The 25,052-nt window shown below is 60.1% G+C and carries 19 protein-coding genes; 13 read left to right on the plus strand and 6 right to left on the minus strand.

Annotated elements, in window-relative coordinates:
• Window positions 1-34: 34 nt before the first annotated feature.
• A complete protein-coding gene (locus tag AC54XV_RS01655) occupies window positions 35-1,261 on the plus strand; it encodes an MFS transporter (protein ID WP_024659621.1) in 1,227 nt (408 codons plus the stop codon).
• A 112-nt stretch (window positions 1,262-1,373) separates the two neighbouring features.
• Here AC54XV_RS01655 and AC54XV_RS01660 read toward each other — a convergent pair whose 3' ends face one another.
• Window positions 1,374-4,472, minus strand: a complete 3,099-nt coding sequence (locus AC54XV_RS01660; RefSeq protein ID WP_496717724.1) for an autotransporter domain-containing protein — start codon at window positions 4,470-4,472, stop codon at window positions 1,374-1,376.
• A 217-nt stretch (window positions 4,473-4,689) separates the two neighbouring features.
• Here AC54XV_RS01660 and AC54XV_RS01665 point away from each other — a divergent pair, with 217 nt between their 5' ends.
• The 12 genes from AC54XV_RS01665 (at window position 4,690) to AC54XV_RS01720 (ending at window position 20,000) form a co-directional block, all read left to right on the plus strand.
• The gene (locus AC54XV_RS01665; protein ID WP_054091454.1) at window positions 4,690-5,586 is read left to right on the plus strand and encodes a TauD/TfdA dioxygenase family protein; all 897 of its coding nucleotides are present in this window, start codon (window positions 4,690-4,692) and stop codon (window positions 5,584-5,586) included.
• 16 nt (window positions 5,587-5,602) lie between these two features.
• Window positions 5,603-6,478 carry an ABC transporter ATP-binding protein gene (locus AC54XV_RS01670; protein ID WP_024659620.1) on the plus strand — a complete coding sequence of 292 codons (876 nt, stop codon included), beginning with the start codon at window positions 5,603-5,605 and terminating at the stop codon, window positions 6,476-6,478.
• Between the two features lie 232 nt (window positions 6,479-6,710).
• Window positions 6,711-7,577 carry an ABC transporter permease gene (locus AC54XV_RS01675; RefSeq protein ID WP_103754362.1) on the plus strand — a complete coding sequence of 289 codons (867 nt, stop codon included), beginning with the start codon at window positions 6,711-6,713 and terminating at the stop codon, window positions 7,575-7,577.
• A 38-nt stretch (window positions 7,578-7,615) separates the two neighbouring features.
• Window positions 7,616-8,635 (plus strand): ABC transporter substrate-binding protein, encoded by a 1,020-nt coding sequence (locus tag AC54XV_RS01680; protein WP_116866303.1) that lies wholly within the window; start codon window positions 7,616-7,618, stop codon window positions 8,633-8,635.
• Window positions 8,636-9,126: 491 nt separating this feature from the next.
• A complete protein-coding gene (locus AC54XV_RS01685; RefSeq protein WP_103754361.1) occupies window positions 9,127-9,360 on the plus strand; it encodes a DUF6124 family protein in 234 nt (77 codons plus the stop codon).
• Window positions 9,361-9,449: 89 nt separating this feature from the next.
• Window positions 9,450-10,448, plus strand: a complete 999-nt coding sequence (locus tag AC54XV_RS01690; RefSeq protein ID WP_240885051.1) for an RHS repeat-associated core domain-containing protein — start codon at window positions 9,450-9,452, stop codon at window positions 10,446-10,448.
• A 112-nt stretch (window positions 10,449-10,560) separates the two neighbouring features.
• Window positions 10,561-11,649, plus strand: coding sequence for an RHS repeat-associated core domain-containing protein (locus AC54XV_RS01695; protein ID WP_240875327.1), 1,089 nt, complete (start codon window positions 10,561-10,563; stop codon window positions 11,647-11,649).
• Between the two features lie 246 nt (window positions 11,650-11,895).
• Complete coding sequence (locus tag AC54XV_RS01700; protein ID WP_496717728.1) at window positions 11,896-12,987, plus strand: RHS repeat-associated core domain-containing protein; 1,092 nt, start codon at window positions 11,896-11,898, stop codon at window positions 12,985-12,987.
• Between the two features lie 246 nt (window positions 12,988-13,233).
• Entirely contained in the window at window positions 13,234-14,349 is a 1,116-nt protein-coding gene (locus tag AC54XV_RS01705) for an RHS repeat-associated core domain-containing protein (protein WP_496717730.1), read from the plus strand.
• Between the two features lie 352 nt (window positions 14,350-14,701).
• Entirely contained in the window at window positions 14,702-15,820 is a 1,119-nt protein-coding gene (locus AC54XV_RS01710; protein WP_496717731.1) for an efflux RND transporter periplasmic adaptor subunit, read from the plus strand.
• Window positions 15,817-16,902, plus strand: coding sequence for an efflux RND transporter periplasmic adaptor subunit (locus tag AC54XV_RS01715; protein WP_024639257.1), 1,086 nt, complete (start codon window positions 15,817-15,819; stop codon window positions 16,900-16,902). The genes AC54XV_RS01710 and AC54XV_RS01715 overlap by 4 nt, the downstream gene beginning before the upstream one ends.
• Entirely contained in the window at window positions 16,899-20,000 is a 3,102-nt protein-coding gene (locus AC54XV_RS01720; protein WP_024652387.1) for an efflux RND transporter permease subunit, read from the plus strand. The genes AC54XV_RS01715 and AC54XV_RS01720 overlap by 4 nt, the downstream gene beginning before the upstream one ends.
• Window positions 20,001-20,052: 52 nt before the next feature.
• On the opposite strand, the gene AC54XV_RS01725 is transcribed toward AC54XV_RS01720, so the two are convergent.
• The 5 genes from AC54XV_RS01725 to AC54XV_RS01745 all read right to left on the minus strand — a co-directional run bounded on the left by AC54XV_RS01725 (window position 20,053) and on the right by AC54XV_RS01745 (window position 23,920).
• Entirely contained in the window at window positions 20,053-20,550 is a 498-nt protein-coding gene (locus tag AC54XV_RS01725; protein WP_116866300.1) for a hypothetical protein, read from the minus strand.
• 137 nt (window positions 20,551-20,687) lie between these two features.
• Entirely contained in the window at window positions 20,688-21,314 is a 627-nt protein-coding gene (locus AC54XV_RS01730; RefSeq protein ID WP_240879710.1) for a class I SAM-dependent methyltransferase, read from the minus strand.
• Window positions 21,315-21,370: 56 nt separating this feature from the next.
• On the minus strand, window positions 21,371-22,015 hold the full coding sequence (locus AC54XV_RS01735; protein WP_003403166.1) for a methionine ABC transporter permease: 645 nt from the start codon (window positions 22,013-22,015) through the stop codon (window positions 21,371-21,373).
• Complete coding sequence (locus AC54XV_RS01740; protein ID WP_058399182.1) at window positions 22,005-23,135, minus strand: methionine ABC transporter ATP-binding protein; 1,131 nt, start codon at window positions 23,133-23,135, stop codon at window positions 22,005-22,007. The genes AC54XV_RS01735 and AC54XV_RS01740 overlap by 11 nt, the downstream gene beginning before the upstream one ends.
• Window positions 23,132-23,920, minus strand: a complete 789-nt coding sequence (locus AC54XV_RS01745; RefSeq protein WP_024639252.1) for a MetQ/NlpA family ABC transporter substrate-binding protein — start codon at window positions 23,918-23,920, stop codon at window positions 23,132-23,134. Before AC54XV_RS01745 ends, AC54XV_RS01740 begins: the two co-directional genes overlap by 4 nt.
• Between the last annotated feature and the right edge of the window lie 1,132 nt (window positions 23,921-25,052).

Genomic DNA, 25,052 nt, shown 5'->3' on the forward strand with positions numbered 1-25,052 from the left:
GCTATGCCACACCGCTTACTGACAGGAGTTCTCCATGCGTAAGGATTACCTCGCTTTTTTTATCTCGCTTTTTCTATCGAGACTGGCGGACCAGATCCTGTTGTTTATCGTGCCGCTGGTGGTATTCCAGACCACCAACAGCGCTTCATGGGCCGGGCTGGCGTTTTTCGTCGAATCGTTACCGAGGTTTCTCGCGTTTCCGTTGTGCGGTGCCCTCTGCGACAAATACCCGCCAGTCAAAATTCTGCATATCAGCCAGATCTACCGGGCATCGCTGTGCGTGCTGGCGATGGTGCTCTACGCCATCTTTGGCGGTATCGGATGGCTGGTGGTGTTGTCGGCACTGTGCGGGGTGCTGACCACGCAAGGCATCATGGCGCGCGAAGTGCTCATGCCGTATATCTTTCAGCACTACAGCTACACCAGAACGCTGTCCTATTCCCAGATCGCCGACCAGTCAGGGCTGGTTCTCGGGCCCCTGGTCGCGGCACTGATGCTTGAAGTATGGGCCTGGCACTGGGTGGTGCTGTTGACCGCCGGCCTGTTCCTGCTGGCAGACCTGAGCATGCTCGCGTGGCAACGTCTCAGCCGTATCACGCTTGAGGTGTTCGAGCAGCATCAGGACATCTGGCTGCAGCCATTGCGGATTGCCTTCGGGCACATCCGCAGCCTCGCGGAATTGAAAAAGATCATCACGCTGGCGGTAGGCGTCAACCTGATCGTCGGTGTCACGCTGGCGACATCGGCAGCCATGGTGATCGGTGAGTACAGCGCCGGCAAAGACAGCTATGCCGGGCTGCAGGCGGCGGGCGCGGTGACGACCATCGTTATCCTGTTCTTCCTGGCCCGCGTGGCTCTGCCTATGCGCGTGCTGGGTGGCGTCGGCTTTTCGATGATCGCGACCGGGGCATTCATCAGCGCCCTGAGCCCGAACCTGATTGGCTATGCGTTGGGGTTCCTGTTGATCGTCGGTTTCGACAAGATGTTTAACGTCTACATGCGCACCCTCCGGCAGCGGGTGATACCGCCTCAGGACTTCGGCAAGACGGTGGGCGTGATCACGTTGCTCAACAACCTGTCGCAGCCTCTGGCGGGTTTGCTGGTGGCCCTGCTCGCAGCGCCCCTGGGCATTCGCCAGGTCATCCTGATGCTGGCCGTGCTGACGAGCGTTATCGGAGCGGGTGCCCTGTGGTGGTTTGCAAAGGCACGCAGCCCATTCCCGACCTCGATTGTTGAGGCTGATCGGGAGGCCGGGAAATGAAAACGAGAGAGCTGGAGTTGGATGGAATCGAGGGTCAACGCAAGAGCGCTCAGACCCCCTGATAACTTCGGCAGGCTGCTCTTCGCCCCTACAGAGAGCCGCCGCTTCAGCCTTAAAACGCCAATGTCACCCGGGCATTCAGCGACTGATCCGATGCGTCGTTGCTCACCTGTCCATCGTAGCTCAAGCCTACGCTCAAGGTATCGCTCAACCCCAGGTCGACACCTGCGCCGAGCACGGCTGCGCTGCGGGCGATGGGGGCGCCGGAGAGTTCGAAGGTGCTGCCGCCGCTGAAGGCCGAGCGGCTTTCCGGGGTGACGTCGCCGTAGGCGCGACGCCAGCCCAGTGTGGCGTTGGGTTTGATCACGACGTTGCCAGCGCTCAAGTGAGTCGCTGCACGCAGGCCCACGGTGCTGAAGGTGATGTGGTTGTCCTGGGATTTGTTCTGCAGGCTGATGGCGTTGCTGTTCTCGTCGAACGCGTCGGTGTCCAGGCGCACATGCGCCAGGTTGGCGAAGGGTTCGAGCTGTGCGTTGCCCATTTCCAGGGTGTAGCCCAGTTCGCCGAAGACCTGATTGGTCGCTGCCTTGTAGTCTTCCTTGAAGTGTTCGGACGAGCCCGGCAGGTCCAGCGTGCGCTTGGCGGTCAGCTCATGCCAGGTGCGCACCGCGCCGAGGCGCAGGCCCAATTGGCCCCATTTCGCGCCGCCGTAGACACCCAAGTGGTAGTTGTCGCTGTCGGTCGAGCCGGACGCGTGGCGCAGGTCGAAGCTGCTGTTGCTGAAGCCTGCCAATGCACCCACACGCCAGGTGTCGTCGAGCGGTACGTCGGCGCCGAACAGCAGGCCGCTGGTACGGGTTTCGAGGCCCGAGGCGTCGCGGCTGCTGTCGGTCTGGCCGGTCGCGCCGATGGCCTGGGTCCACACCACACCGCGCGAGGCATCCCCGGCCAGGGTTTGCGTGGTGCTGCCGAATGCCTGTGCGGATTGCGCTTGTTGCATGCGAGCATTCATGGCATTGCGCACCAGCCGGCTGTCTTCGATCAGTGCAGATTGGGTCGATGCATGCAGCTCGTTGGACAGCGCGCTGAACGTGGCCTGCGCCGTCGAGGCGTCGTCCTGTACCACCTGACGCCACAGCGGATTGCCTGCCCCCGCGCTGTCCAGACCCTGCGCGACCGCCTTGGCGTTGCGCGTGGTCGCCAGGCTGGCGAAGGTTTGTGCGTTGCGATCCAGCGTCAGGCCGACATCGGTCGCGGTGTAGTTCAACGTCGGAGTAAGGAACGCGAAGTTGGTTTGCACGGCGGCAAATGCACCGCTGACGCCACCGGCTGCGGAGAGGATCGAGTAACGGCTGGCGGCCAGCCAGTTACCGCCTTCAACCAGTGACAGCGTGCTGTTATTGATCGTCGCACGACCGCTGGCGACGATGCGGTCGGCTTTGCCACTGGCGTCCGACTCGACCTGATAGACCGAACCCTGAGCCAGGTTGACGTCACCGTTGACGTTCAGTTGCCCGACCGAATTACCCGGCGCGACCACGCCGCCCTGAGCGACGTTGATGCCGCCGACGGTGCCGTTGCCACCCAGCGTTGCGCCTTGCTGCACGCTGACGATGGAGTTGCCGAGGCTACCATTCACTGCCAGGCGACCGGCCTGCACGGTCGTCGCGCCGGACAGGCTGCTGTTGCCGGTCAGGTTCAGTGAACCGACGCCGCGCTTGATCAGCGCGCCGGTGCCCGTGAGGGTGTTGGCGAGGGTGTCGTTGGTGGACTGATCGAGCACCAGCGTTGCGTTGTCGGTGATCGTGCCGCTGCCGAAGGCCTGGGCATGGCCGGTCAGGGTGCCGCCGTTGATCAGCGTGCCGCCCGAGTAGGTGTTGTTGCCGGTCAGGATCAGGTTGCCCGTACCGTTCTTGATCAGCGCACCGCTGCCGCTGATGTCGTTGCGCCAGGCGTCGATGGCGTTATAGCCGCCCAGGCTGGCGTTCATGTTGACGGTGACGTTGGAATTGAACGCGCCGTAGCCATCGCCTGCGGCATACAGGTTCAGGCGACCGTAGCCACCTGACTGATCGATCACTGCATAGCCCGATGACAGTTGAGTGGTCGCCAGAATCTCGCGACGCTGGCTGGCGTCGAGGTACGGGAAGCGTGTTTCCAGCAGCACTTCCGCGTTGGTCGGCACGACCGGGGCCAGGTTGGTCGGGCCGACCGGGTCGAAGCCGTAGGTCATGCGCGCGGTGTACAGCGCCTTGTCCTGCGCGTGCTGGGACGTGCGGTCGGTGGCCGGGTCGATGGCCGTCATGCAATTGTTGACGTTGCCGCCGCACTGAGCGGTGAAGTAGGCCAGCGCCTGTGCGCGAGCATCGGCGCGCAATTGCGTGTTGGCGGAATTGGACAGGTTGTCGATGGCGAAATAGGTCGCCGTAATACGCCCGCCCATCACGTCGAAGGGCGAGTGCATGCCCGCTTCGATGCGGTTGTCGCCGATCTCCGAAGCACGCAGCATCAACTCGCTGAACCGCTCGGGGATCGCGTAGGCCAATGCGTAGGCTGACAGGTAGGCGGCGTTGGTGTGACCGCTGGGGAAACCCGAGTCACTGGCCGGCGTGGTGCTTTCGGCCGGGCGCAGGGAGGGCGCGACAACGAATGCCAGGCTCTGTCCGTCGAGGCTCTGCCGCCATGGCCGTGGATACAGATAGTGGGACTTGGCCGGAGTCGTGGAGGCATCGTTGCGCACCGCGCCGACCAGATCGACCACCTTGCCCAGCGCCGAAGACGAACTGCCTGCGCCATTGCCCTTGTCGTCGTACCTGACGGTTTTGTTGCTGTCGTCGAATTGCGTGATCGTTGTGAACGCGCCCGCGCCGGCTTTATAAGCATCGCTCAGCGAGCCCAGGCCGCTGATGGCGCTGTAGCTCTGGTCGCGGCGGTCATCGAAGTAGGCAGCGGTTTCCTGCGCCAGCGTGCGCGAGTTGGCGCGGTCGACCACGATCTGCAGGTTGCGCCGAAGCAGGCTCTGACCCAGGGCGGTGGGCGTACCGGTGTCCCAGCTTGCGCCGGTTGTCCACAGGGTGTTGAACCCCGAGAGCAGGTCCACACCGTTTATACGATTGTCATTGGCACGGCTCGCTGCCTGAACCGAGACGGCAAGCAGCGACAGTATCAATGACGACACCATTACATGGGCAACCGGTTTATTGGATCGCATAGCGGGCGCTTCACTCAGGTCGAATAAGGCGCCGACCCTAGCAAGGCGGTCTTACACTTGGATGTATCTGCTGTGACACATTTATGCTGGCTGACGTTACACAGCGAGGCAGTGAAAACTTCAGCACTATCGATATTCTTTAACGGTATTTAAATTCTCTTTCTTATATCTATAGAGTTTCTTCTTTCAGTCACACAGTCCTGGAGTCGGAGTTCTCATGCCAGCAGCCTCCCTCGCTTCATCGTCCGCTCAACCTGCTTCGCAAGCGTTCGAAGTGCGTCCATTCACCGAAAAGGTGGGCGCGGAAATTGTTGGGCTGGATCTGTCCAGGCCGTTGAACGATGCCGACTTCGCTCGTTTGCATCAGGCACATCTGGACCATCATGTGGTGGTGTTTCGCGATCAGCAGATCACGCCGCAACAGCAGATCGATTTCAGCCGGCGCTTCGGGGTGCTGCAGATCCATGTGCTCAAGCAGTTTCTGTTGGCCAACCACCCGGAAATCCTGATCGTCTCCAACATTGTCGAGAACGATAAGCCTGTGGGCCTGGGCGATGCCGGTAAATACTGGCATTCGGACCTGTCATACAAAGAGTTGCCGAGCCTGGGCTCGATGCTTTACGCCCAGGAGTTGCCGAGTGAAGGCGGCGATACGCTGTTTGCAGACATGCACCTGGCATGGGAAACGTTGCCGCAACACCTGCGCGATGCCGTCGAGGGGCGTTCAGCGGTGCACAGTTACACCGCACGCTACGCCGAGGGCCATAACGCCGCCAACTGGCGTCCGACCCTGACCGCCGAGCAACTGGCGCAGGTAGTTGAAGTCAGCCATCCGATCGTTCGCACTCACCCTGAAAACGGGCGCAAGGCACTGTTTGTCAGCGAGGGTTTCACTACACGCATCCTCGGTCTGCCGGAAGACGAGAGCCGTCAGATTCTCAACGAGATTTATGCTCACAGCGTGAAGCCCGAGCACATTTATCGGCACCAGTGGCGGGCCAACGACATGGTGTTCTGGGACAACCGTTCCCTGATCCACCTGGCTGCCGGCTGCCCGGCGCATCTGCGTCGCAAACTGCATCGCACGACCATTCAAGGCACCGCGCCATTTTGATCCAGGAGAGCCGTTCATGAATGCTGTCGCGCAAGGCCACACGGCCAGCACCCAAGCGCAGTCGGCTGCACAGCCCACTGCTGAAGCCTTGTTGCAAGTCCGCGGCGTCAGCCTCGAATACCGCACGCCAGAACGCGTTGTGCGGGCGACGCATCAGGTCAGTTTCGAAGTCGATCCGGCCGATCGTTTCGTGCTGCTCGGCCCATCCGGTTGCGGCAAGTCGACCCTGCTCAAGGCGGTGGCCGGTTTCATCGAGCCCAGTGAGGGCGAGATTCGTCTGGCGGGGCAGCAGGTCACCGAGCCTGGCCCGGACCGCATCGTGGTGTTTCAGGAATTCGACCAGCTGCCGCCGTGGAAAACCGTGATCGAGAACGTCATGTTTCCGCTGCTGGCATCACGCACGCTGAAGCGCCCCGAAGCGCTGGAGCGCGCGCGTTACTACCTGGAAAAGGTCGGCCTCAGTGCGTTTGCCGATGCCTACCCGCACACCTTGTCCGGTGGCATGAAAGCCCGCGTGGCGATTGCCCGGGCTCTGGCCATGCAGCCGAAAATCCTGCTGATGGACGAACCCTTTGCCGCGCTGGATGCACTGACCCGACGCAAGATGCAGGAAGAACTGCTGGAGCTGTGGGACGAAGTGCGCTTCACGCTGCTGTTCGTCACGCACTCCATCGAAGAAGCGCTGGTGGTTGGCAATCGCATCCTGCTGCTTTCCCCGCATCCTGGCCGTGTACGGGCGGAAATCAACAGCCACCAGTATGACCTGAAAAGCCTCGGCGGCGTTGGCTTCCAGCAAACCGCGCAGCGTATTCATCGGTTGTTGTTCGATGAGGGCGAGACCGGGCCGGTGGAGCAGGATCTGAATTTTCAGGACATCCGGATCGCTTATTGACTGGCCGCACTGGTACAGGTTTTTGATTCTGGCCGAAGGCCGTAGGAGCGAACTCGTTCGCGAAGACGGTAGTTCAGACAATGCATCTTCTGAGAATGTAACGGCCCATTCGCGAACAAACTCGCTCCACGCCCTGCGAGCAGAATCAAAGGCTAAATAATGAATGCTGTGCGTATTAACGCTTCCCAGAGCGTTCTGTATACGCTTTTTACGACTACCGAGAACCCGAATCATGAGCCTCGCACCTCCCGCTCGCGAAGAATATGAAATCACGCTGGAGCCTTTCACTCAGGAAGACCTGACCCGCGACCTGCCCCTGGCACAGCGCATCTGGCAACTGGGCTGGGTGCGCAAATGCGTCATCATGATCGCCCTGGCGGTGATCTGGGAACTGGCCGCACGTCTGCAGAACAACGACCTGCTGTTGCCGAGCTTTCTGCAAACAGCCGCCGCCTTTTATGACGGGCTGATTTCCGGTGAGTTGCCGGGCAAGGTCTGGATCTCCCTGACCGTACTGATTCAGGGCTATCTGATCGGCATCGTGCTGGCGTTCGCCCTGACCACCCTGGCAGTGTCCACCCAACTGGGCCGCGACCTGCTCAGCACGTTGACTGCGATGTTCAATCCGTTACCGGCCATTGCCCTGCTGCCGCTGGCGCTGCTGTGGTTCGGGCTGGGTCAGAACAGCCTGATCTTCGTGCTGGTGCATTCGGTGCTGTGGGCACTGGCGCTCAATACTTACGCGGGCTTTCTGGGTGTCTCGGAAACCCAGCGCATGGCCGGGCGCAACTATGGTCTCAAAGGCCTGCGCTTTGTCTGGCACATCCTGATCCCCGCTGCGCTGCCGTCGATTCTGGCCGGTCTGAAGATCGGCTGGGCCTTTGCCTGGCGCACGCTGATCGCCGCCGAACTGGTGTTTGGCGCGTCCTCCGGCAAGGGCGGTCTGGGCTGGTACATCTTCCAGAACCGTAACGAGCTGTATACCGACAAGGTCTTCGCAGGCCTGGCAGCGGTGATCCTCATCGGCCTGCTGGTCGAGAACCTGCTGTTCGCCAACATCGAGCGCCTGACCGTCAAGCGTTGGGGCATGCAGCGTTGAAACGCCGTCTTTTTTTGAATAATCAGGGTGAGAACCACATGAAAACTGCATTTCAACGCCCGGCACTGAGTGTGTTGGCGGCGACGCTTGGCTTGTTTGGCGCGCTGCTCAGCGGCGGTGCCCAGGCTGAAGGCAAGATCAGCATCGCTCAGCAATTCGGCATTGGCTACCTGATCCTCGACGTGGTGCGCGATCAGAAACTGATCGAAAAATATGGCAAGGAGCAGGGCCTCGACATCAAGGTCGACTGGAACAGCATCTCCGGTGCCACCGCGATGAACGAAGCGTTGCTGGCTGGCGCACTGGATGTGGTGTCGGCAGGCGTGCCGCCGATGCTGACCGTCTGGGACCGCACCAAGGGCAAGCAGAACGTCAAGGCGATTGCCTCGCTGGGTTCGATGCCCAACTACCTGCTGACCAACAACCCCAACGTCAAGACCCTCAAGGACTTCACCGACAAGGACCGCATCGCTGTTCCGGCTGCGGGCGTGGGCTTCCAGTCGCGCACGTTGCAGATCGAGACCGCCAAGCTGTTCGGTAACGACAACTACAAGAAATTCGACAACATCTCGGTCAGCCTCGCGCACCCGGATGCGACTTCCGCGCTGATTGCCGGTGGTTCGGAAATCAACTCGCACTTCTCCAGCCCGCCGTTCCAGTACCAGGAACTGGAGAACCCCAACGTGCATAAGGTGCTCAGTTCCTATGACGTGCTGGGCGGCCAGGCGACGTTCAACGTGCTCTACACCACCGAGAAATTTCACGACGAAAACCCCAAGACCTACAAGGCGTTCTACGATGCGCTGGCCGAAGCCGAGAAGATCATCAAGGCCGACAAGCCCGCTGCCGCGCAGACCTACATCCGCGTCGAGCAATCGAAGCTGCCGTTGCCACTGGTAGAGAAAATCGTCGCCGACCCGGAAATCGACTTCACCGTCACGCCGCAGCGCACCTTCATCTACGCCGAGAAACTGCATGAGCTGGGTGTGTTGAAAAACAAGGCGGCGAGCTGGAAGGATTTCTTCTTCGAAGAAGCGCACGGCACCGAGGGCAGTTGATCGGCGCGGTTTGCGGATGACGCGGAGCGTCACGAACGGCATTCCCACGCAGAGCGTGAGGAACGATAAGTGATCTCGGGAACGCCATCGTACCCATGCTCCGCGTGGGTATGGATTTCCGGACGCTCTGCGTCCTCTTCTCGAAGAATCAGGTTACTTCCGCTCACGAAAAACCTGTCCTGCAGGACCTTTCTTTCAGTCTTTTCTCTTTCCTGCGTATGACCTTTCCTAGAAAATCCCGGGCCCTTGCGCCTGCCAAGTCTGCACTCTAGGCTGCGTCGGTCGCTGATTTTCAGCGATCGGGTTTAGCAGCCTGTTTGTGGATGACAAGTGGCGCAAGTGCCGTTTATGGCGGCTTTGCGTGGGGCACCTTCGGGTGCGCCGGTTGCTTGCGCTTGTTCCACACCGGTCTGCTAACCCGCGTCAAAGTCGCCACCCTTGTTTGTTTAGCAGCAGGCATCTGGTGGTCTTGTCAGCTAAAGGAATAAGCGATGATCAACTCAACCCCGTCCCCGCCGCTCCCCACCTCCCTTGAAGACTCTCTGATACAGGTCAGCGACATACTGCGCTGTGCCTCTGCCACCGCGTATGAAACCGGTGACAACCTCGATGGCCTGAAACGCGATCTGGCGTTCTCGGTGGTGCATCTGATCAATATGGCCAAGGCCGAGCTGGAGCGCTCGCTGGAATGTGTTCAGAATCCTGACAGCCCTGATGAAACCTAGCAGTTCTACGAGTAGCCGCTAAGGTTCAGTTAACGCATTGTGTGCTTGAAGAGGCCTGCCTCGCTGAAAGACCACTCCGGTTACTCGTCATGCGCCAGCAAATCACTCTATGCCGCTACCGCTACGACGCGCTGGACCGGCTCGCGACTCGCACGCCTGTGGGAGGGGCCATTGCCCGTTCGTTCTATCAGTCCGACACGCTGGCCAGCGAGATTCAGGGTGCAGAACACCTTCGCTTCCTGCATCACGATCGCCAGTTGCTCGCTACGCAGTCAGCGCTCGCCACGTTGTTGATCGGCTCGGACCAACAGCACAGCGTGCTCCACACCGTATCGGCCGGCTTGCCTGCCGCTATCGCCTACACCCCCTATGGGCATCGGCAAGCGCTGAACCCGCTGCCAGGCTTCAACGGTGAGCGACCTGACCCGTTGACCGGTCATTATCTGTTGGGCAATGGTTATCGCGCCTACAACCCCGTTCTGATGCGCTTCAACAGCCCTGACAGCCTGAGTCCGTTTGGCAACGGCGGAGTCAATGCGTATGGCTATTGTGCGGGTGACCCGGTCAATCGATCCGATCCTACGGGACATGGACTCATTGATGATGTGCAGACGTACATCTACCTTGGCGCAGCCCTTGTTACCGGCGTTATTGGCCTTCTGACGGCTCGTTCGTCTATAAAGGCTGTGATAAAGGGAGTGAAGCTGGATCCCGAAGCAAACGCTGTCGATAATGTCCTCTCCCAGACTTCCGCGCTCAGAAGACCGGCGAACACGAAGGAAAAAGTCTTGGCAGCCACTGGTGTCGGGGCGCTGATTGCCAGTGCGACATGGACCGCCTCTTATATTGCAGGAAAGTTCGAGCGTGATTCACTGGCAGCTCGTACGCTGAGAAGCGTTGCTATAGTTATTGTTGTCCCTGTCGTCGGGCTTCGTGGCTGGACGTATTATCGTTCCAGGCTTCCAGCGCGAGCTGCAAAAAACGCGGCGATGTCGAAGCGGAGCTCCTTAACTGGGTCTGATCGCAATGGATACTCACGTTCAAGTATTCGAAGTGGTGATCCAGAGATTGAAGACACTCCTCTTTGAACATCCTTTTTGCGCTCTGCATAAACCCGGTCGCTGACATTTCTGCCAGTAGACCTGCATCCCGACTCTGGTCACGCTGAAGCTCTGACTTCGTCATCATCAGGGAACGATAATGGCCATCCTCTGCAAGTACACCTACGACCCGCTGGACCGTGTGTCCACATTGACCCCGTTGGCTCAGGCCGTCTTCAACCGGTTCTACAACGGCGAACAACTGATGACCGAGTTGCAGGGCGGCAGGCAAAGAACCTGTGTCCGCGCAGGCGGCCAGCTGCTGGCGCAGCAGAGTCGCGAGGGTGATGAAGTGATGACGACGATGCTCTCCGGTGACCAGCAAAACAGCGTTCTGCACGCGAGCGGTGCCATGCAGCAAGCAGATATTGCCTATTCGCCTTACGGCCATCGTGATGCTGTCCGGCCTGTCGCGGAGCTACCCGGTTTCAACGGCGAGCAGCCTGACCCGCTGACCGGCCATTACCTGCTCGGCAATGGCTATCGCGCCTACAACCCGGTTTTGATGCGCTTCAACAGTCCGGACAGCATGAGCCCGTTTGGCAAGGGTGGGGTGAATGCGTATGCGTATTGTGTGGGCGATCCGGTTAATCGCACAGACCCTACAGGGCATGAGTCCTGGGAATTTTATGCAAGCTTGGCCATGGCTGTGGTGGGTGTTGCATTAGGCATTTATGCCTTTCCTAGAGTACGGAACGTTAAAGTGGTTGGGCCGACTATGCTTGCCGGATTTGGTGCTTCTTCCGCGACTGCAGCATCTGCGCTTATGAATTATTACGATGTAGAGGGTGGCTCGGAACTGGGTTGGGCGGCTGTTGGTCTGGGTGCCTTGTCATTGGCCGGTGGTGCAATGTCCGCAAAATCCGCATTGACTCGTGGCCGGGCTCGCGGCCCGACAAATAGCTCCGCGAGAGTGCTTCCAGATCACCGCTCTGCGCCATTCGCTGCATACACCGGCAGGCCCCCAACTTACGCCCAAGCGATGGAGCTTCCCAACGCGCCACCGCCCGCCAATGTCGAAGCGCCACCGCCCACCTATTTCGAGGCGATAGAGCTAGCTGCATTTTCTTCTCGGCCTGGTAATTCCTCGGTGCGGAGCAATTCAGCCTCACCTGCATTACCCGGTATTTCAACTGGTGTTGCGCGTATCCGTGGGAGTGCCGGGCCGATGCGCGAAACGGCAGTTTAATCTAAACCAGATTCCATTTCGTCAGGGACCTTCAGGGTAGATGTGTCTTCTGGAATTTTATCGCGCCTACAAACCCCTTTTGATGCGGTTCAACGGCGCCGAAAGCCTGAGTCCGTTTGGCCTGAAATCAGCATTGCGTCTCTCCACACTCTACATGAACCTGGTCGCTGACATTTCTGCCAGTAGACCTGCATCCCGACTCGGGTCACGCTGAAGCTCTGACTTCGTCATCATCAAGGAACGATAATGGCCATTCTGTGCAGGTACACCTACGACCCGCTGGACCGTGTGTCCACATTGACGCCGTTGGCTCAGGCCGTCTTCAACCGGTTCTACAACGGCGAACAACTGATGACCGAGTTGCAGGGCGGCAGGCAAAGAACCTGTGTCCGCGCAGGCGGCCAGCTGCTGGCGCAGCAGAGTCGCGAGGGTGATGAAGTGATGACGACGATGCTCTCCGGTGACCAGCAAAACAGCGTTCTGCACGCGAGCGGTGCCATGCAGCAAGCAGATATTGCCTATTCGCCTTACGGCCATCGTGATGCTGTCCGGCCTGTCGCGGAGCTACCCGGTTTCAACGGCGAGCAGCCTGACACGCTGACCGGCCATTACCTGCTCGGCAATGGCTATCGCGCCTACAACCCGGTTTTGATGCGCTTCAACAGTCCGGACAGCATGAGCCCGTTTGGCAAGGGCGGGCTGAATGCGTATGCGTATTGTGTGGGCGATCCGGTCAATCGGGTTGATCCGACGGGGCATGAACACGAGGAGCTGTTTGTGGGTATAGGTCTGGCCCTTCTTGGTGTGGTCACGGGGGGGGTAGGCTTAGCAGTTGCACCTCTGCGTAACGTGGCAGCGCAGGGATCAGCTATAGGTATATTGATGGGAGTCGCCGCCACTGCGGCCGGGGTGCCGGCGGGACTATTGTTAGAGTCGAACCCTGAGACCAGTTCAGCACTTCAATACGCAGCAATTGGCATGGGTGGTCTTTCGGTCTTGTCCGGGACGGTTTTTATGGGGAGAGGACTGATGCGCAATCGCAGATATGGAAGTCTTTGGAGAGATAGGCGAGAGCCCGTTGACCTAGGCCCAACAACATACACCGACAGGCTCCCAACTTACGACCAAGCGATGGAGCTTCCCAACGCGCCACCGCCCGCCTATGTCGAAGCGCCACCGCCCACCTATGCCGAGGCGATAGAGCTAGCTGAATTTCCTTCTCGGCCTGGTAATTCCTCGGTGCGGAGCAATTCAGCCTCACCTGAATTACACGTTATTTCAACTAATGCTGCGCGTATCCGTGGGAGTGCCGGGTCGGTGCGCGAAACGGCAGTTTAATCTAAACCAGATTCCATTTCGTCAGGGACCTTCAGGGTAGATGTGTCTTCTGGAATTTTATCGCGCCTACAAACCCCTTTTGATGCGGTTCAACGGCGCCGAAAGCCTGAGTCCGTTTGGCCTGAAATCAGCATTGCGTCTCTCCACGCTCTACATGAACCTGGTCGCTGACAGTTCTACCAGTAGACCTGCATCCCGACTCGGGTCACGCTGAAGCTCTGACTTCGTCATCATCAGGGAACGATAATGGCCATCCTCTGCAAGTACACCTACGACCCGCTGGACCGTGTGTCCACATTGACCCCGTTGGCTCAGGCCGTCTTCAACCGGTTCTACAACGGCGAACAACTGATGACCGAGTTGCAGGGCGGCAGGCAAAGAACCTGTGTCCGCGCAGGCGGCCAGCTGCTGGCGCAACAGCTTCGGGAGGGCGATGAGGTCGTAACGACGATGATCGCCGGCGACCGTAACAATAGCGTTCTGCACGCGAGCGAAGCCGGGCAACAATCTGACGTTGTCTATACGCCATTCGGGCATCATCAAGCCGTGCAGGCTAGTGCAGAGCTACCCGGTTTCAACGGCGAGCAGCCTGACCCGCTGACCGGCCATTACCTGCTCGGCAATGGCTATCGCGCCTACAACCCGGTTTTGATGCGCTTCAACAGTCCTGACAGTCTGAGCCCGTTTGGCAAGGGCGGGGTGAATGCGTATGCGTATTGTGTGGGTGATCCGGTCAATCGGGTTGATCCGACGGGGCATTTCTCGGCGTTGGCTGCTTTGATATCAGGCATTGTACTTAGTGCTGCCGGAGCAGGCGCAATAGCGACGGCTGCCGGGCTCAAGGATTCGGACAGTACGCTCGGTACCACGCTCACCGTCGTCGGGAGCATCTCTTTGATGGCCGGCTTGGGGGCATTTGCTACGACGGGTTTCAAGTTAAAACAGACGAGCGTCAAGTTAAAACAAATGAGAGCCAAGATTAAAACAGGCAAGAGGGAGGCGAGTGATTTGGCGTCCGCTAGAAAACAATCGAGCGCTCGCCATGCTGAGGCATTGACTCGCCAGGCTGATGAATTGACTCGCCATGCTGATGAATTGAAGGGCCCCCCCGCATCTTCTGACAGTGCACTTACGTTTCGATTAGAGCTTATGGAGGCCGACGTCATGAAGAACGGTCCTTACGATTACTATTCTTCCAGCTTTCTTGACCCGGTTATGCTCAATAAAATACGAGATAAAGATGCGAAACGCGTTGTAGTACTTGATTCGACTAGTAGGCCCCCTGGTTTACTGACTTTGACGCGTATCGATGATGGTCAGACGCTTCGCACTAAAGCACACGCGATCAGGGAGATAACGTGAGTGGCATTGAAATTACCGGGAGGGATCAATATGCATCGCTGTTGCGGGACTAAAGAGGTCAGTCTCATCTAATTATAAAAGCAGACTCCGCTCATGTCTGTTGTCACGGCCCGCACGGTAAACGAAGGCTTGGGCTAGCCGGGGTTTCAAGTATGTATCATGTGCCTGTCAGTCATTCTTTCAGAACGGTCCACTCTCGTAGCATGTCCTGTTCTCTATAGTCAGCTGACAGGCTCCCTTCTCCTGCAAATAGCGCCCCCCAATGAACCCTCCCTCTCGCACACAGTCGCATACTCACGCTATTCTCTCGCCCTGATCACGCCCGCATCCGGCAGTTGCACAAGGAGTCTGCATGCCCGTTCGTATTTCAAGACTGGTTACGTTCGGTCTGGCCGCTGCATTGGCGGCGCTGGCCGGTTGTGGTGAGGAGAAACCGGCGGCGCCCGAACTGCCCAGGGTTTACGTGCAGACGGTAAAAAGTGCCGACTTCGCCGCCAGTGTCGCCCTGACCGGTGATGTTCAGGCGCGGGTGCAGACCCGCCTGTCTTTCCGGGTCAATGGCAAGATCATTCAGCGTAACGTCGATGTGGGCGACCGGGTCACTGCCCGGCAGGTGCTGGCGCGGCTCGATCCGAAGGATCTGCAGACCAATGTCGATTCGGCCGCTGCTGCTATGGCGGCCGAGCAGGCCCGCGTGAGCCAGTCCCGCGCTGCGTTTGTCCGTCAGCAAAAGCTGCTGCCCAAGGGTTATACCAGTCGCAGCGAATATGACTCGGCCCAGGCCGCCGTGCGTGGCAGCGAGAGTTCGTTGAAAGCGGCGCAGGCGCAACTGGCCAATGCTCGCGAGCAACTGGGTTATACCGCTCTGGTCGCTGACGCGCCGGGTGTGATCACCGCGCGTCAGGCTGAAGTCGGGCAAGTGGTGCAGGCCACCATGCCGATTTTCGATCTGGCGCGCGACGGTGATCGCGATGCGGTGTTCAATGTCTACGAGTCGCTGTTCGTCAAGCCGCCGACCAATCAGGCCGTGCAGGTCACGTTGCTCGATAACCCGAACATCAAGGTCAGCGGCAAAGTGCGCGAAGTGACCCCGGCGGTGTCGGCGCAGACCGGTACCTTGCAGATCAAGATTGCCCTGGACCCGCTGCCTGAAGGCATGGACCTGGGCTCGGTGGTCAGCGTGGCGCTGAGCGCACCGGCCAACGCCAGTGTCGAGTTGCCATGGGCGGCGCTGACCAAGGACCTCGGCGAACAGTTGGGCAAGCCTGCCGTATGGGTGGTGGACGAGCAGGGCAAGGTCAATCTGCGCAAGGTCACCGTTACCCGTTACCTGACGTCCAAAGTCATCATTGGCGACGGGCTCAAGAGTGGAGAGAAAGTTGTGGTGGCAGGCGGACAGTTGTTACACCCGGACATGCAGGTCGACATTGCCGAACAGCCCAAACCACAGAATGCACAGGTGCAGCCATGAAGCGTCGGTCATGTCTGTTGCTGGGCAGCCTGCTGTTGAGCGGCGTTTTATTGAGTGGCTGTGGCAAGGATGAAGCACCTCCCGAGCCGGTGCGTCCCGTCGTGTTTGTCGAAGTCCGGCCTGAGTCGAATCAGGATTTCGGGCGTTTCGCCGGCAATATCCAGGCGCGTTATCAAAGTGTGCTGGGCTTTCGTGTCGCGGGGCGCATTGCCCGGCGCGATGTTGACGTAGGCGCTGAAGTCAAGAAAGGCGACTTGCTGGCAACCCTCGATCCGACCGATCAGCAGAACACGGTGCGTGCCCGGCAGGGCGACCTGGCCAATGTTCAGGCGCAGTTGATCAACGCCCAGGCCAATGCTCGCCGCCAGCAGGAGCTGTTCGATCGCGGCGTCGGTGCCCAGGCGCAACTGGACATCGCCCTGACCGACCTGAAGACCGCCAGCTCGTCGCAGGAACAGGCCAAAGCCGCGGCTCAACAGGCCCGCGACCAATTGAGTTACAGCGAGCTGCGCAGTGATCACGATGCAGTGGTTACCGAGTGGAAGGTCGAAGCCGGACAGGTGGTGACAGCCGGTCAGGAAGTCGTGACCCTGGCGCGGCCGGACATCAAGGAAGCGGTGATCGACCTGCCCGATACATTGGCCGACCAGTTACCGTCCGACGTGGTATTCACCGTCGCCAGTCAGCTCAATCCGGAAGTGAACACCACTGCCACCATTCGCGAAATCGAGCCCCAGGCCGACCGCACCACACGTACGCGCCGTGCGCGTCTGTCGCTGGCGCAAACGCCAGCGGCGTTCCGGCTGGGCACGGCCATCAGCGTGACGCTCAGCTCGACCATCACGCCGCGCATGCGTCTGCCGATCAATGCCCTGCAGGAAGTCGATGGCAAACGCCAGGTCTGGATCGTCGACTCGCAGAGCCAGACGGTGAACCCCAGAGCGGTGACTATTGCCAGCCGTGACAGCGACTCCTTCGTGCTGACCGATGGCGTCAAAGCCGGTGAAAAAGTAGTGAGCGCGGGCGTCAACAGCCTCAAGCCGGGCCAGAAAGTCAAAGTCGATGAGGAAAGCCCGCGATGAAAGGGAATTTCAATCTGTCCGAGTGGGCCATCAAGCATCAGTCGTTCGTCTGGTACCTGATGTTCGTCGCGCTGTTGATGGGCGTGTTTTCCTACATGAAGCTGGGCCGCGAGGAAGACCCATCCTTCACCATCAAGACCATGATTATCCAGACCCGCTGGCCGGGCGCGACGGTGGACGAGACCCTCGAGCAGGTCACCGACCGGATCGAGAAGAAGCTCGAAGAGCTGGACTCGCTGGACTACGTGAAGAGCTATACCCGACCGGGCGAATCCACGGTCTTTGTGTACCTGCGTGACACCACCAGTGCCAAGGCGATACCGGAGATCTGGTATCAGGTGCGCAAGAAGGTCGATGACATCCGTGGCCAGTTCCCGCAGGGGCTGCAAGGCCCGTCGTTCAACGACGAGTTCGGCGATGTATACGGCTCGATCTATGCGTTTACCGCCGACGGTTTCTCGATGCGTCAGTTGCGTGACTACGTCGAGAAGGTTCGCGCCGACATCCGTGACGTGCCCGGCCTGGGCAAAGTCGAGATGATCGGTCAGCAGGACGAAGTGGTATACCTGAACTTCTCGACACGCAAACTCGCGGCATTGGGCATCGATCAGAGCCAGGTGGTGCAAAGCCTGCAATCGCAGAACGCGGTGACGCCTGCCGGGGTGATCGAAGCCGGGCCGGAGCGGATCTCGGTACGCACCTCCGGGCAGTTCGCTTCCGAGAAGGATCTGGCTGCCGTCAATCTGCGCATCAATGACCGTTTTTACCGTCTGAGCGACATTGCTGACATCACCCGTGGCTACACCGATCCGCCCAAGCCGCTGTTCCGCTTCGATGGCAAACCGGCGATCGGCCTGGCCATCGCGATGCAGAAGGGCGGCAATATCCAGTCGTTCGGCAAGGCGCTGCATGAACGTATGGACGCTACGACGGCGGAGCTGCCAGTCGGCATTGGCGTGCACAAGGTGTCGGATCAGGCCGAAGTGGTGAACAAGGCCGTGGGCGGCTTTACCAGCGCGTTGTTCGAGGCGGTGATTATCGTGCTGTTGGTCAGCTTCGTCAGCCTCGGGTTTCGCGCGGGGTTGGTGGTCGCGTGCTCGATTCCGCTGGTACTGGCGATGGTGTTTGTGTTCATGGAATACAGCGGCATCACCATGCAACGGATTTCCCTCGGCGCACTGATCATCGCCCTCGGCCTGCTGGTGGATGACGCCATGATTACCGTGGAAATGATGGTCACACGGCTGGAAATGGGGGAATCCAAGGAGCAGGCCGCGACGTACGCCTACACCTCGACCGCGTTCCCGATGCTCACCGGTACGCTGGTGACCGTGGCCGGCTTTGTGCCGATCGGTCTGAACAACAGCTCGGCGGGGGAATACACCTTCACGCTGTTTGCCGTGATTGCCGTGGCGATGCTGGTGTCGTGGGTGGTTGCCGTGTTGTTTGCGCCGGTGATCGGCGTGCACATTCTGAGCGCCAACATCAAGCCCAAATCCGAAGAGCCGGGGCGCATAGGCCGGGCATTCAACGGCAGCATGCTCTGGGCCATGCGTCATCGCTGGCTGGCGATTGCCATCACGGTAGGGTTGTTCGCCGCTTCGCTGTTCTCCATGCAGTTCGTGCAGAACCAGTTCTTCCCGTCTTCGGACCGCCCGGAAATTCTGGTCGACCTGAACCTGCCACAGAACGCCTCGATCAACGAAACGCGCAAGGTGGTCGATCGTTTTGAAGCGAGCCTCAAGGACGATCCGGACATCGAGCGCTGGAGCACCTACATCGGCCAGGGTGCGTTGCGTTTCTACCTGCCGCTCGATCAGCAACTGGAAAATCCGTTTTACGCCCAGCTGGTCATTGTCAGCAAAGGCCTGGAAGAGCGCGGCGCGTTGACTGCCCGTCTGCAAAAGCGCCTGCGTGATGACTTCGTCGGCATCGGGTCGTATGTGCAGGCGCTGGAAATGGGCCCGCCGGTGGGTCGTCCGTTGCAGTATCGCGTCAGCGGCGAGAACATCGACAAGGTGCGTCAGCACGCCATCGAGCTGGCCACGCTGCTTGATCACAACCCACATGTGGGCGAAGTGATCTACGACTGGAACGAGCCGGGCAAGGTGCTGCGCATCGACATCAACCAGGACAAGGCCCGGCAGCTGGGTCTGTCGTCCGAGGACGTCGCCAAGCTGATGAACAGCGTGGTCAGCGGCTCTACCGTGACTCAGGTGCGTGATGACATCTACCTGATCAACGTGGTCGGACGTGCTGAAGACGCCGAGCGGGGTACGCCGGAAACCCTGCAGAACCTGCAAATCGTGACACCGACCGGCACGTCGATCCCGCTGCTGGCGTTTGCCACGGTCGGTTACGAGCTGGAGCAGCCATTGGTCTGGCGCCGCGATCGCAAGCCGACCATCACTGTGAAAGGCGCCGTCCGCGACGCGATTCAGCCGACTGATCTGGTCAAGCAGTTGCAACCGGAAATCGACAAGTTTGCCGCGGGTCTGCCGGTCGGCTACAAGGTTGCAACCGGCGGTACGGTCGAAGAAAGCAGCAAGGCACAGGGGCCGATTGCCAGCGTTGCGCCGCTGATGCTGTTCCTCATGGCGACGTTCCTGATGATTCAGTTGCACAGCATTCAGAAGATGTTCCTGGTGGCCAGTGTCGCGCCCCTCGGCCTGATAGGCGTGGTGCTTGCGCTGATCCCGACGGGGACGCCGCTGGGGTTCGTGGCGATTCTCGGGGTGCTGGCGCTGATCGGCATCATCATCCGCAACTCGGTGATTCTGGTGACCCAGATCGATGCCTATGAGAAAAGTGGTTATCTGCCGTGGGACGCCGTGGTCGAAGCCACCGAGCATCGTCGTCGTCCGATCCTGCTGACCGCGGCCGCGGCCAGCCTGGGCATGATTCCAATCGCCCGTGAGGTGTTCTGGGGGCCGATGGCCTACGCCATGATCGGCGGCATCATCATCGCCACGCTGCTGACCCTGCTGTTCCTGCCCGCGTTGTACGTGGCCTGGTACCGCATCAAGGAGCCGACCGACGAACAGCGTCGCGAAGCGGCTGACAAGGATGAAGGCGAGCACGCGCAGCCGGCGCATTGAGTCTGGCGTGCCCTGCCGCCTGTGACAGGGGGCAGGGCTGCTGACGCGGTAATCAGTCGTTCCCGTCGGCGTCTTCGGCGTCGATCGTGGACAGGCTGAGGTTGGCGAACCGTACAGGGCCGTACGGTGAGGCCAGTCTTGAGTTTGAAAACGCGAGGATAAAAGCTTCTGACGGAGCCGATATGTTCAGGAAGAAGTCATCAAGCAATTCTCCGAACTTGATATCGCCGGAAATGTGTTCCCATTGCTGGGTTGCGAGGCCGATGACCGGGGATAGATTCATCGCGCCTTCCTGATTGTAGCCACCCACGGCTATAACAAAAAGTACCTCATCTAGGCGCAGGTCTGCGCTCATCACATCGAATTCGATATGCAGGGTCTTCGCCCGCAGATCGACGATGGACTGGCTGATTGCCACTCCAATGTTCAGTTTAATGCTTTGACCTGCGCCTTCCCCCATGGGCTTGAAGTCTGGCTCAAAGTCCTCCGGTGTTACCCAGTGGGCAAGGCCGTCGCTGAAGTCGCCGTTCTGCACATATTCATTCGCCATGATCAGTTCCTTTGATCGGTTGATGTCAGGTCCATTGTCAGCCGTATGCAAGTACTGCTGTGCAACGATGCTAAAGCTTGCGTGGCCAGGGCGATACTGTCAGAAGTAACAGCACACCGGCTTCACAACGCCGGACATCACTGACGCCGCCAGACACTCGCCAGCCATGGTTGCTGCTCCCTCGGCAGCCCGGCGGGACGGTAGTAGTGCTCCAGTTCGACAAAGCCGGCTTCGGTCAGCAATTTTCGCCATGATTCCAGGTCGTGATAAGCGCCGTAACGTTCGCCGTTCCAGCCTTCCTGATTCTCACCGCGCGGATTGGAGCTGAACAGCACGCCGCCCGGTTTGAGCGTGGCATGCAACTGACGCAGGACGCGCGGCAGCTCCTGTTTGGGGATGTGGAATAACACTGCGTTGGCGAAGAGGCCATCGAAGCGGCCTTGCGGCAGGTCGAGTTCGAGGAAGTTTTGCTGCAACACTTTGCAGCCGGTCTCGGCGCGGGCCATCTCTGCGAAACGTTCGGAGCCGTCGAGCCCGACCGCCACATGGCCCATCGCGGTAAACGCCTTCAGATCACGCCCCGGCCCGCAGCCGAAGTCGAGAATCTGCCAGGGCGTCGGTCCTTCGATATGGCGCAGCAGCGCGTCGATATTCTGGCTGACGTCGTGGTCGCGGGTGCCTGCGCGGAAGTCGTCGGCCACACTGTTGTAGTTGCCGAGGGTCGCGGCGGTGATCTGCGCAAGGGTCTGTGGGTCGAGTTTCATCAAGGGCGGTCCGGTAAGGGAAGACTGCCAATATACCCTCGCTGCGTGGCGGCTGCTCAGCGCCTGTCGAAGCTGCGTGCCAATCGGTCGCCGCCCAGTTGCACCAGCGCGACGACCGCAACCAGCAAGACGATCACGGTCAGCATCACCTGCGTGTCGAAGCGCTGATAGCCATAGCGATAGGCAATATCGCCCAACCCGCCTGCGCCGATGGCACCGGCCATGGCCGATGAATTGATCATGGTCACCAAGGTAATGGTGAAGCCGCCGACGATGCCGGGCCGCGCTTCCGGCAGCAGCACATGCCAGATGATGTGCCAGCGCCGACAGCCCATCGCCTGCGCCGCCTCGACCAGGCCGTGATCGACCTCGCGCAGGCTCACTTCGGCGATCCGCGCAAAGAACGGCGTGGCGGCAATGGTCAGCGGCACGACGGCTGCCCAGACCCCATAGGTGGTGCCGACAATCATCCGGGTGAACGGAATCAGTGCGACCATCAGGATCAAGAACGGAATCGAGCGAAACAGGTTCACGAAGCCGCCCAGCACGCGGTTGATCCCCGGTGCTGCGTAGATGCCGCCTTTGGAACTGGTCACCAGAATCACCGCCAGCGGGATGCCCAGCAGCAGTGCGATCAATGACGACACACCGACCATCAGGAAGGTGTCGAGGGTGCCTTGCAGCAAGCGATCAACCCACATAACCCAATACCTCCGCGCGTGGCGCCAGTGTGCGGGCGCGCGCCAGTAGCTCGTCCCGACTGTGTGGCGAGCCGGCAACCGACAGAATGAGATGCCCGATGGCCCGCCCCTGAATGCGCTCGACGCCGCCTTGCAGCAACCCCACCTTGCCGCCCAGTGCCGTGAACAGCGCCGCCAGATCCGGCCCTTCAGCGCTGACGCCGGTGAAATGCACGTCCAGCAGCAGCGCCGCATCGGGTCGTTGCGGCTGATCGCTCAGGTGCTCGGCCCACTCTTTCGGCAGTCCGGTTTGCAGCGGCGCCAGCAGGGTTTTGCTGACGTCGTGCTGCGGGTCGCCAAACACCTGCCATACCGGCCCCTGCTCGACGATTCGCCCCTGTTCCAGCACCACGACGCGGTGACAGATATCACGGATAACCGCCATTTCATGGGTGATCAGCACGATGGTCAGGCCCAGGCGCTGGTTGATCTCGCGCAGCAGACCGAGGATCGACTGGGTGGTTTCCGGGTCCAGTGCCGAAGTGGCTTCGTCGCACAACAGAATCGCCGGGTCGTGCACCAGCGCGCGGGCGATGCCGACACGCTGTTTCTGCCCGCCGGACAGTTGCGCGGGATACGCCTTGTGCTTGTCCTGCAACCCCACCAGCTCCAGCAACTGCGCGACCTTGCGCGCGCGTTGCTCCCTGGGCACGCCGGCGACCTTTAGCGGCAGCTCGACGTTCTGCCAGACGTTCTTGGCCGACATCAGGTTGAAGTGCTGGAAGATCATGCCGATGCGTCGGCGCAGCTCCACCAGCTTGTCTTCGTCGAACTCACCGATGTCCACCTGATCGATCAATACGCGACCGTTGCTCGGTTGCTCCAGGCGATTGATGGTGCGGATCAACGAGGATTTGCCTGCGCCGCTGCGGCCGATGATGCCGAAGATCTCGCCGTGCTGGACGGCCAGATCGATATTGCCCAGCGCCTCCACCGGGCCTTGCCTGCCGTGATAGGTCTTGCCCAGGTTGATGAAGCGCACATGCGCGCGATTCAACTCCGGATGCAGCTCGGCCTGTTGCGCCCGTTGACCTGCGCCCGCTGTGTCGAGTGGCCGTTGGCGTTGCGCGGTTGCGGTCATTCTTTCCACCCGGCCTGGTAAAGCTTGCCGTTGACCTTGTCCAGTGAGGCGCGGACGACCGGCGAGTGCTGGTAAATGTCGACGAATTTCGCCAGACGCGGATCATCCTTGTGGTCAGGCTTGATCACGAACTGGATGACGTATTCCGGGTGATCCAGACCGTCGAACAGGATCGCCGAGTCGGCGGAAAAGGTCTTGGCCAGACGGATGTAGGCGGGGTAGCCCTGCACCAGATCGGCATCGTCGTAGGCTCGCACCAGTTGCACGGCTTCGACCTGAATGAGCTTGAGTTTTTTCGGGTTGGCGGTGATGTCTTCCTCGGTGGCCTTGTAGCCGACACCTTCCTTGAGCGTGATCAGCCCGGCCTTGGCCAACAGTTGCAGGCCGCGTCCGCTGTTGATCGGGTCATTGGCGATGGCGACTGTGGCGCCGGTCGGCAGTTCGTCGAAGCGCTTGTACTTCTTCGAGTACAGACCCACGTTGTTGATGATTCCCGGGGCGTAGGGCACCAGGCCGAACCCGGCGGCTTCGTTGGCATTGGTCAGAAACGGGATGTGCTGAAAGTAGTTCACGTCGATATCGCCGGCAGCGAGGCTGACGTTGGGCGCGATCCAGTCGGTGAACTCGACCAGCTCGACCTTCAGGCCCTGCTTGCCGGCCTCTTCGACAGCGGCTTCCAGCGGTATCGCGAAGGCTGCCGTGGTGCCGACTTTCAGGGGTTTATCGTCAGCGTAAGCGGTCAGGGTCAACAGGCCGAGGGCCAGTGCAGCGAGTGTTTTGCTCATGATGCGGTCCTTTTAAAAATCCCTAAATCTCGTCCCCACGCCTTGTGCTTATTGCTCCCACAAGACCTGTGTACAACGCCAAGCGCTTCAGCGTGGGCGCGCATGTCGTCATCAACTACGGCGGCGTGCCGTCCCCGCAGCACATCGGTCCTGTGGGAGCCAACTTGCTCGCGAATAGGCCAGTGCAGACACAAAAAACAGGGCGTCTGGACAATCGCTTTCGCGAGCAAGCTCGCTCCCACAAAGCCTGTGCACAACGCCAAGCGCTTCAGCGTTGGGGCGCATGTCGTCATCAACTACGGCGGTGTGCCGCCCCCGCAGCGCATCGGTCCTGTGGGAGCGAGCTTGCTCGCGAATAGGCCAGTGCAGCCACAGAAAACAGGGCGTCTGGACAATCGCTTTCGCGAGCAAGCTCGCTCCCACAAAGCCTGTGCACAACGCCAAGCGCTTCAGCGTTGGGGCGCATGTCGTCATCAACTACGGCGGTGTGCCGCCCCCGCAGCGCATCGGTCCTGTGGGAGCGAGCTTGCTCGCGAATAGGCCAGTGCAGACACAAAAAACAGGGCGTCTGGACAATCGCTTTCGCGAGCAAGCTCGCTCCCACAAAGCCTGTGTACAACGCCAAGCGCTTCAGCGTGGGCGCGCATGTCGTCATCAAATACGGCGGTGTGCCGCCCCCGCAGCGCATCGGTCCTGTGGGAGCGAGCTTGCTCGCGAATAGGCCAGTGCAGCCACAGAAAACAGGGCGTCTGGACAATCGCTTTCGCGAGCAAGCTCGCTCCCACAAAGCCTGTGTACAACGCCAAGCGCTTCAGCGTTGGGGCGCATGTCGTCATCAAATACGGCGGCGTGCCGTCCCCGCAGCGCATCGGTCCTGTGGGAGCGAGCTTGCTCGCGAATAGGCCAGTGCAGACACAAAAAACAGGGCGTCTGGACAATCGCTTTCGCGAGCAAGCTCGCTCCCACAAAGCCTGTGTACAACGCCAAGCGCTTCAGCGTGGGCGCGCATGTCGTCATCAAATACGCCGGTGTGCCGCCCCCGCAGCGCATCGCTCCCACAAAGCCTGTGTACAACGCCAAGCGCTTCGGCGTGGGGCGCATGTCGTCATCAAATACGGCGGCGTGCCGTCCC

The sequence above is a fragment of the Pseudomonas fragariae (ex Marin et al. 2024) genome, assembly GCF_059621105.1.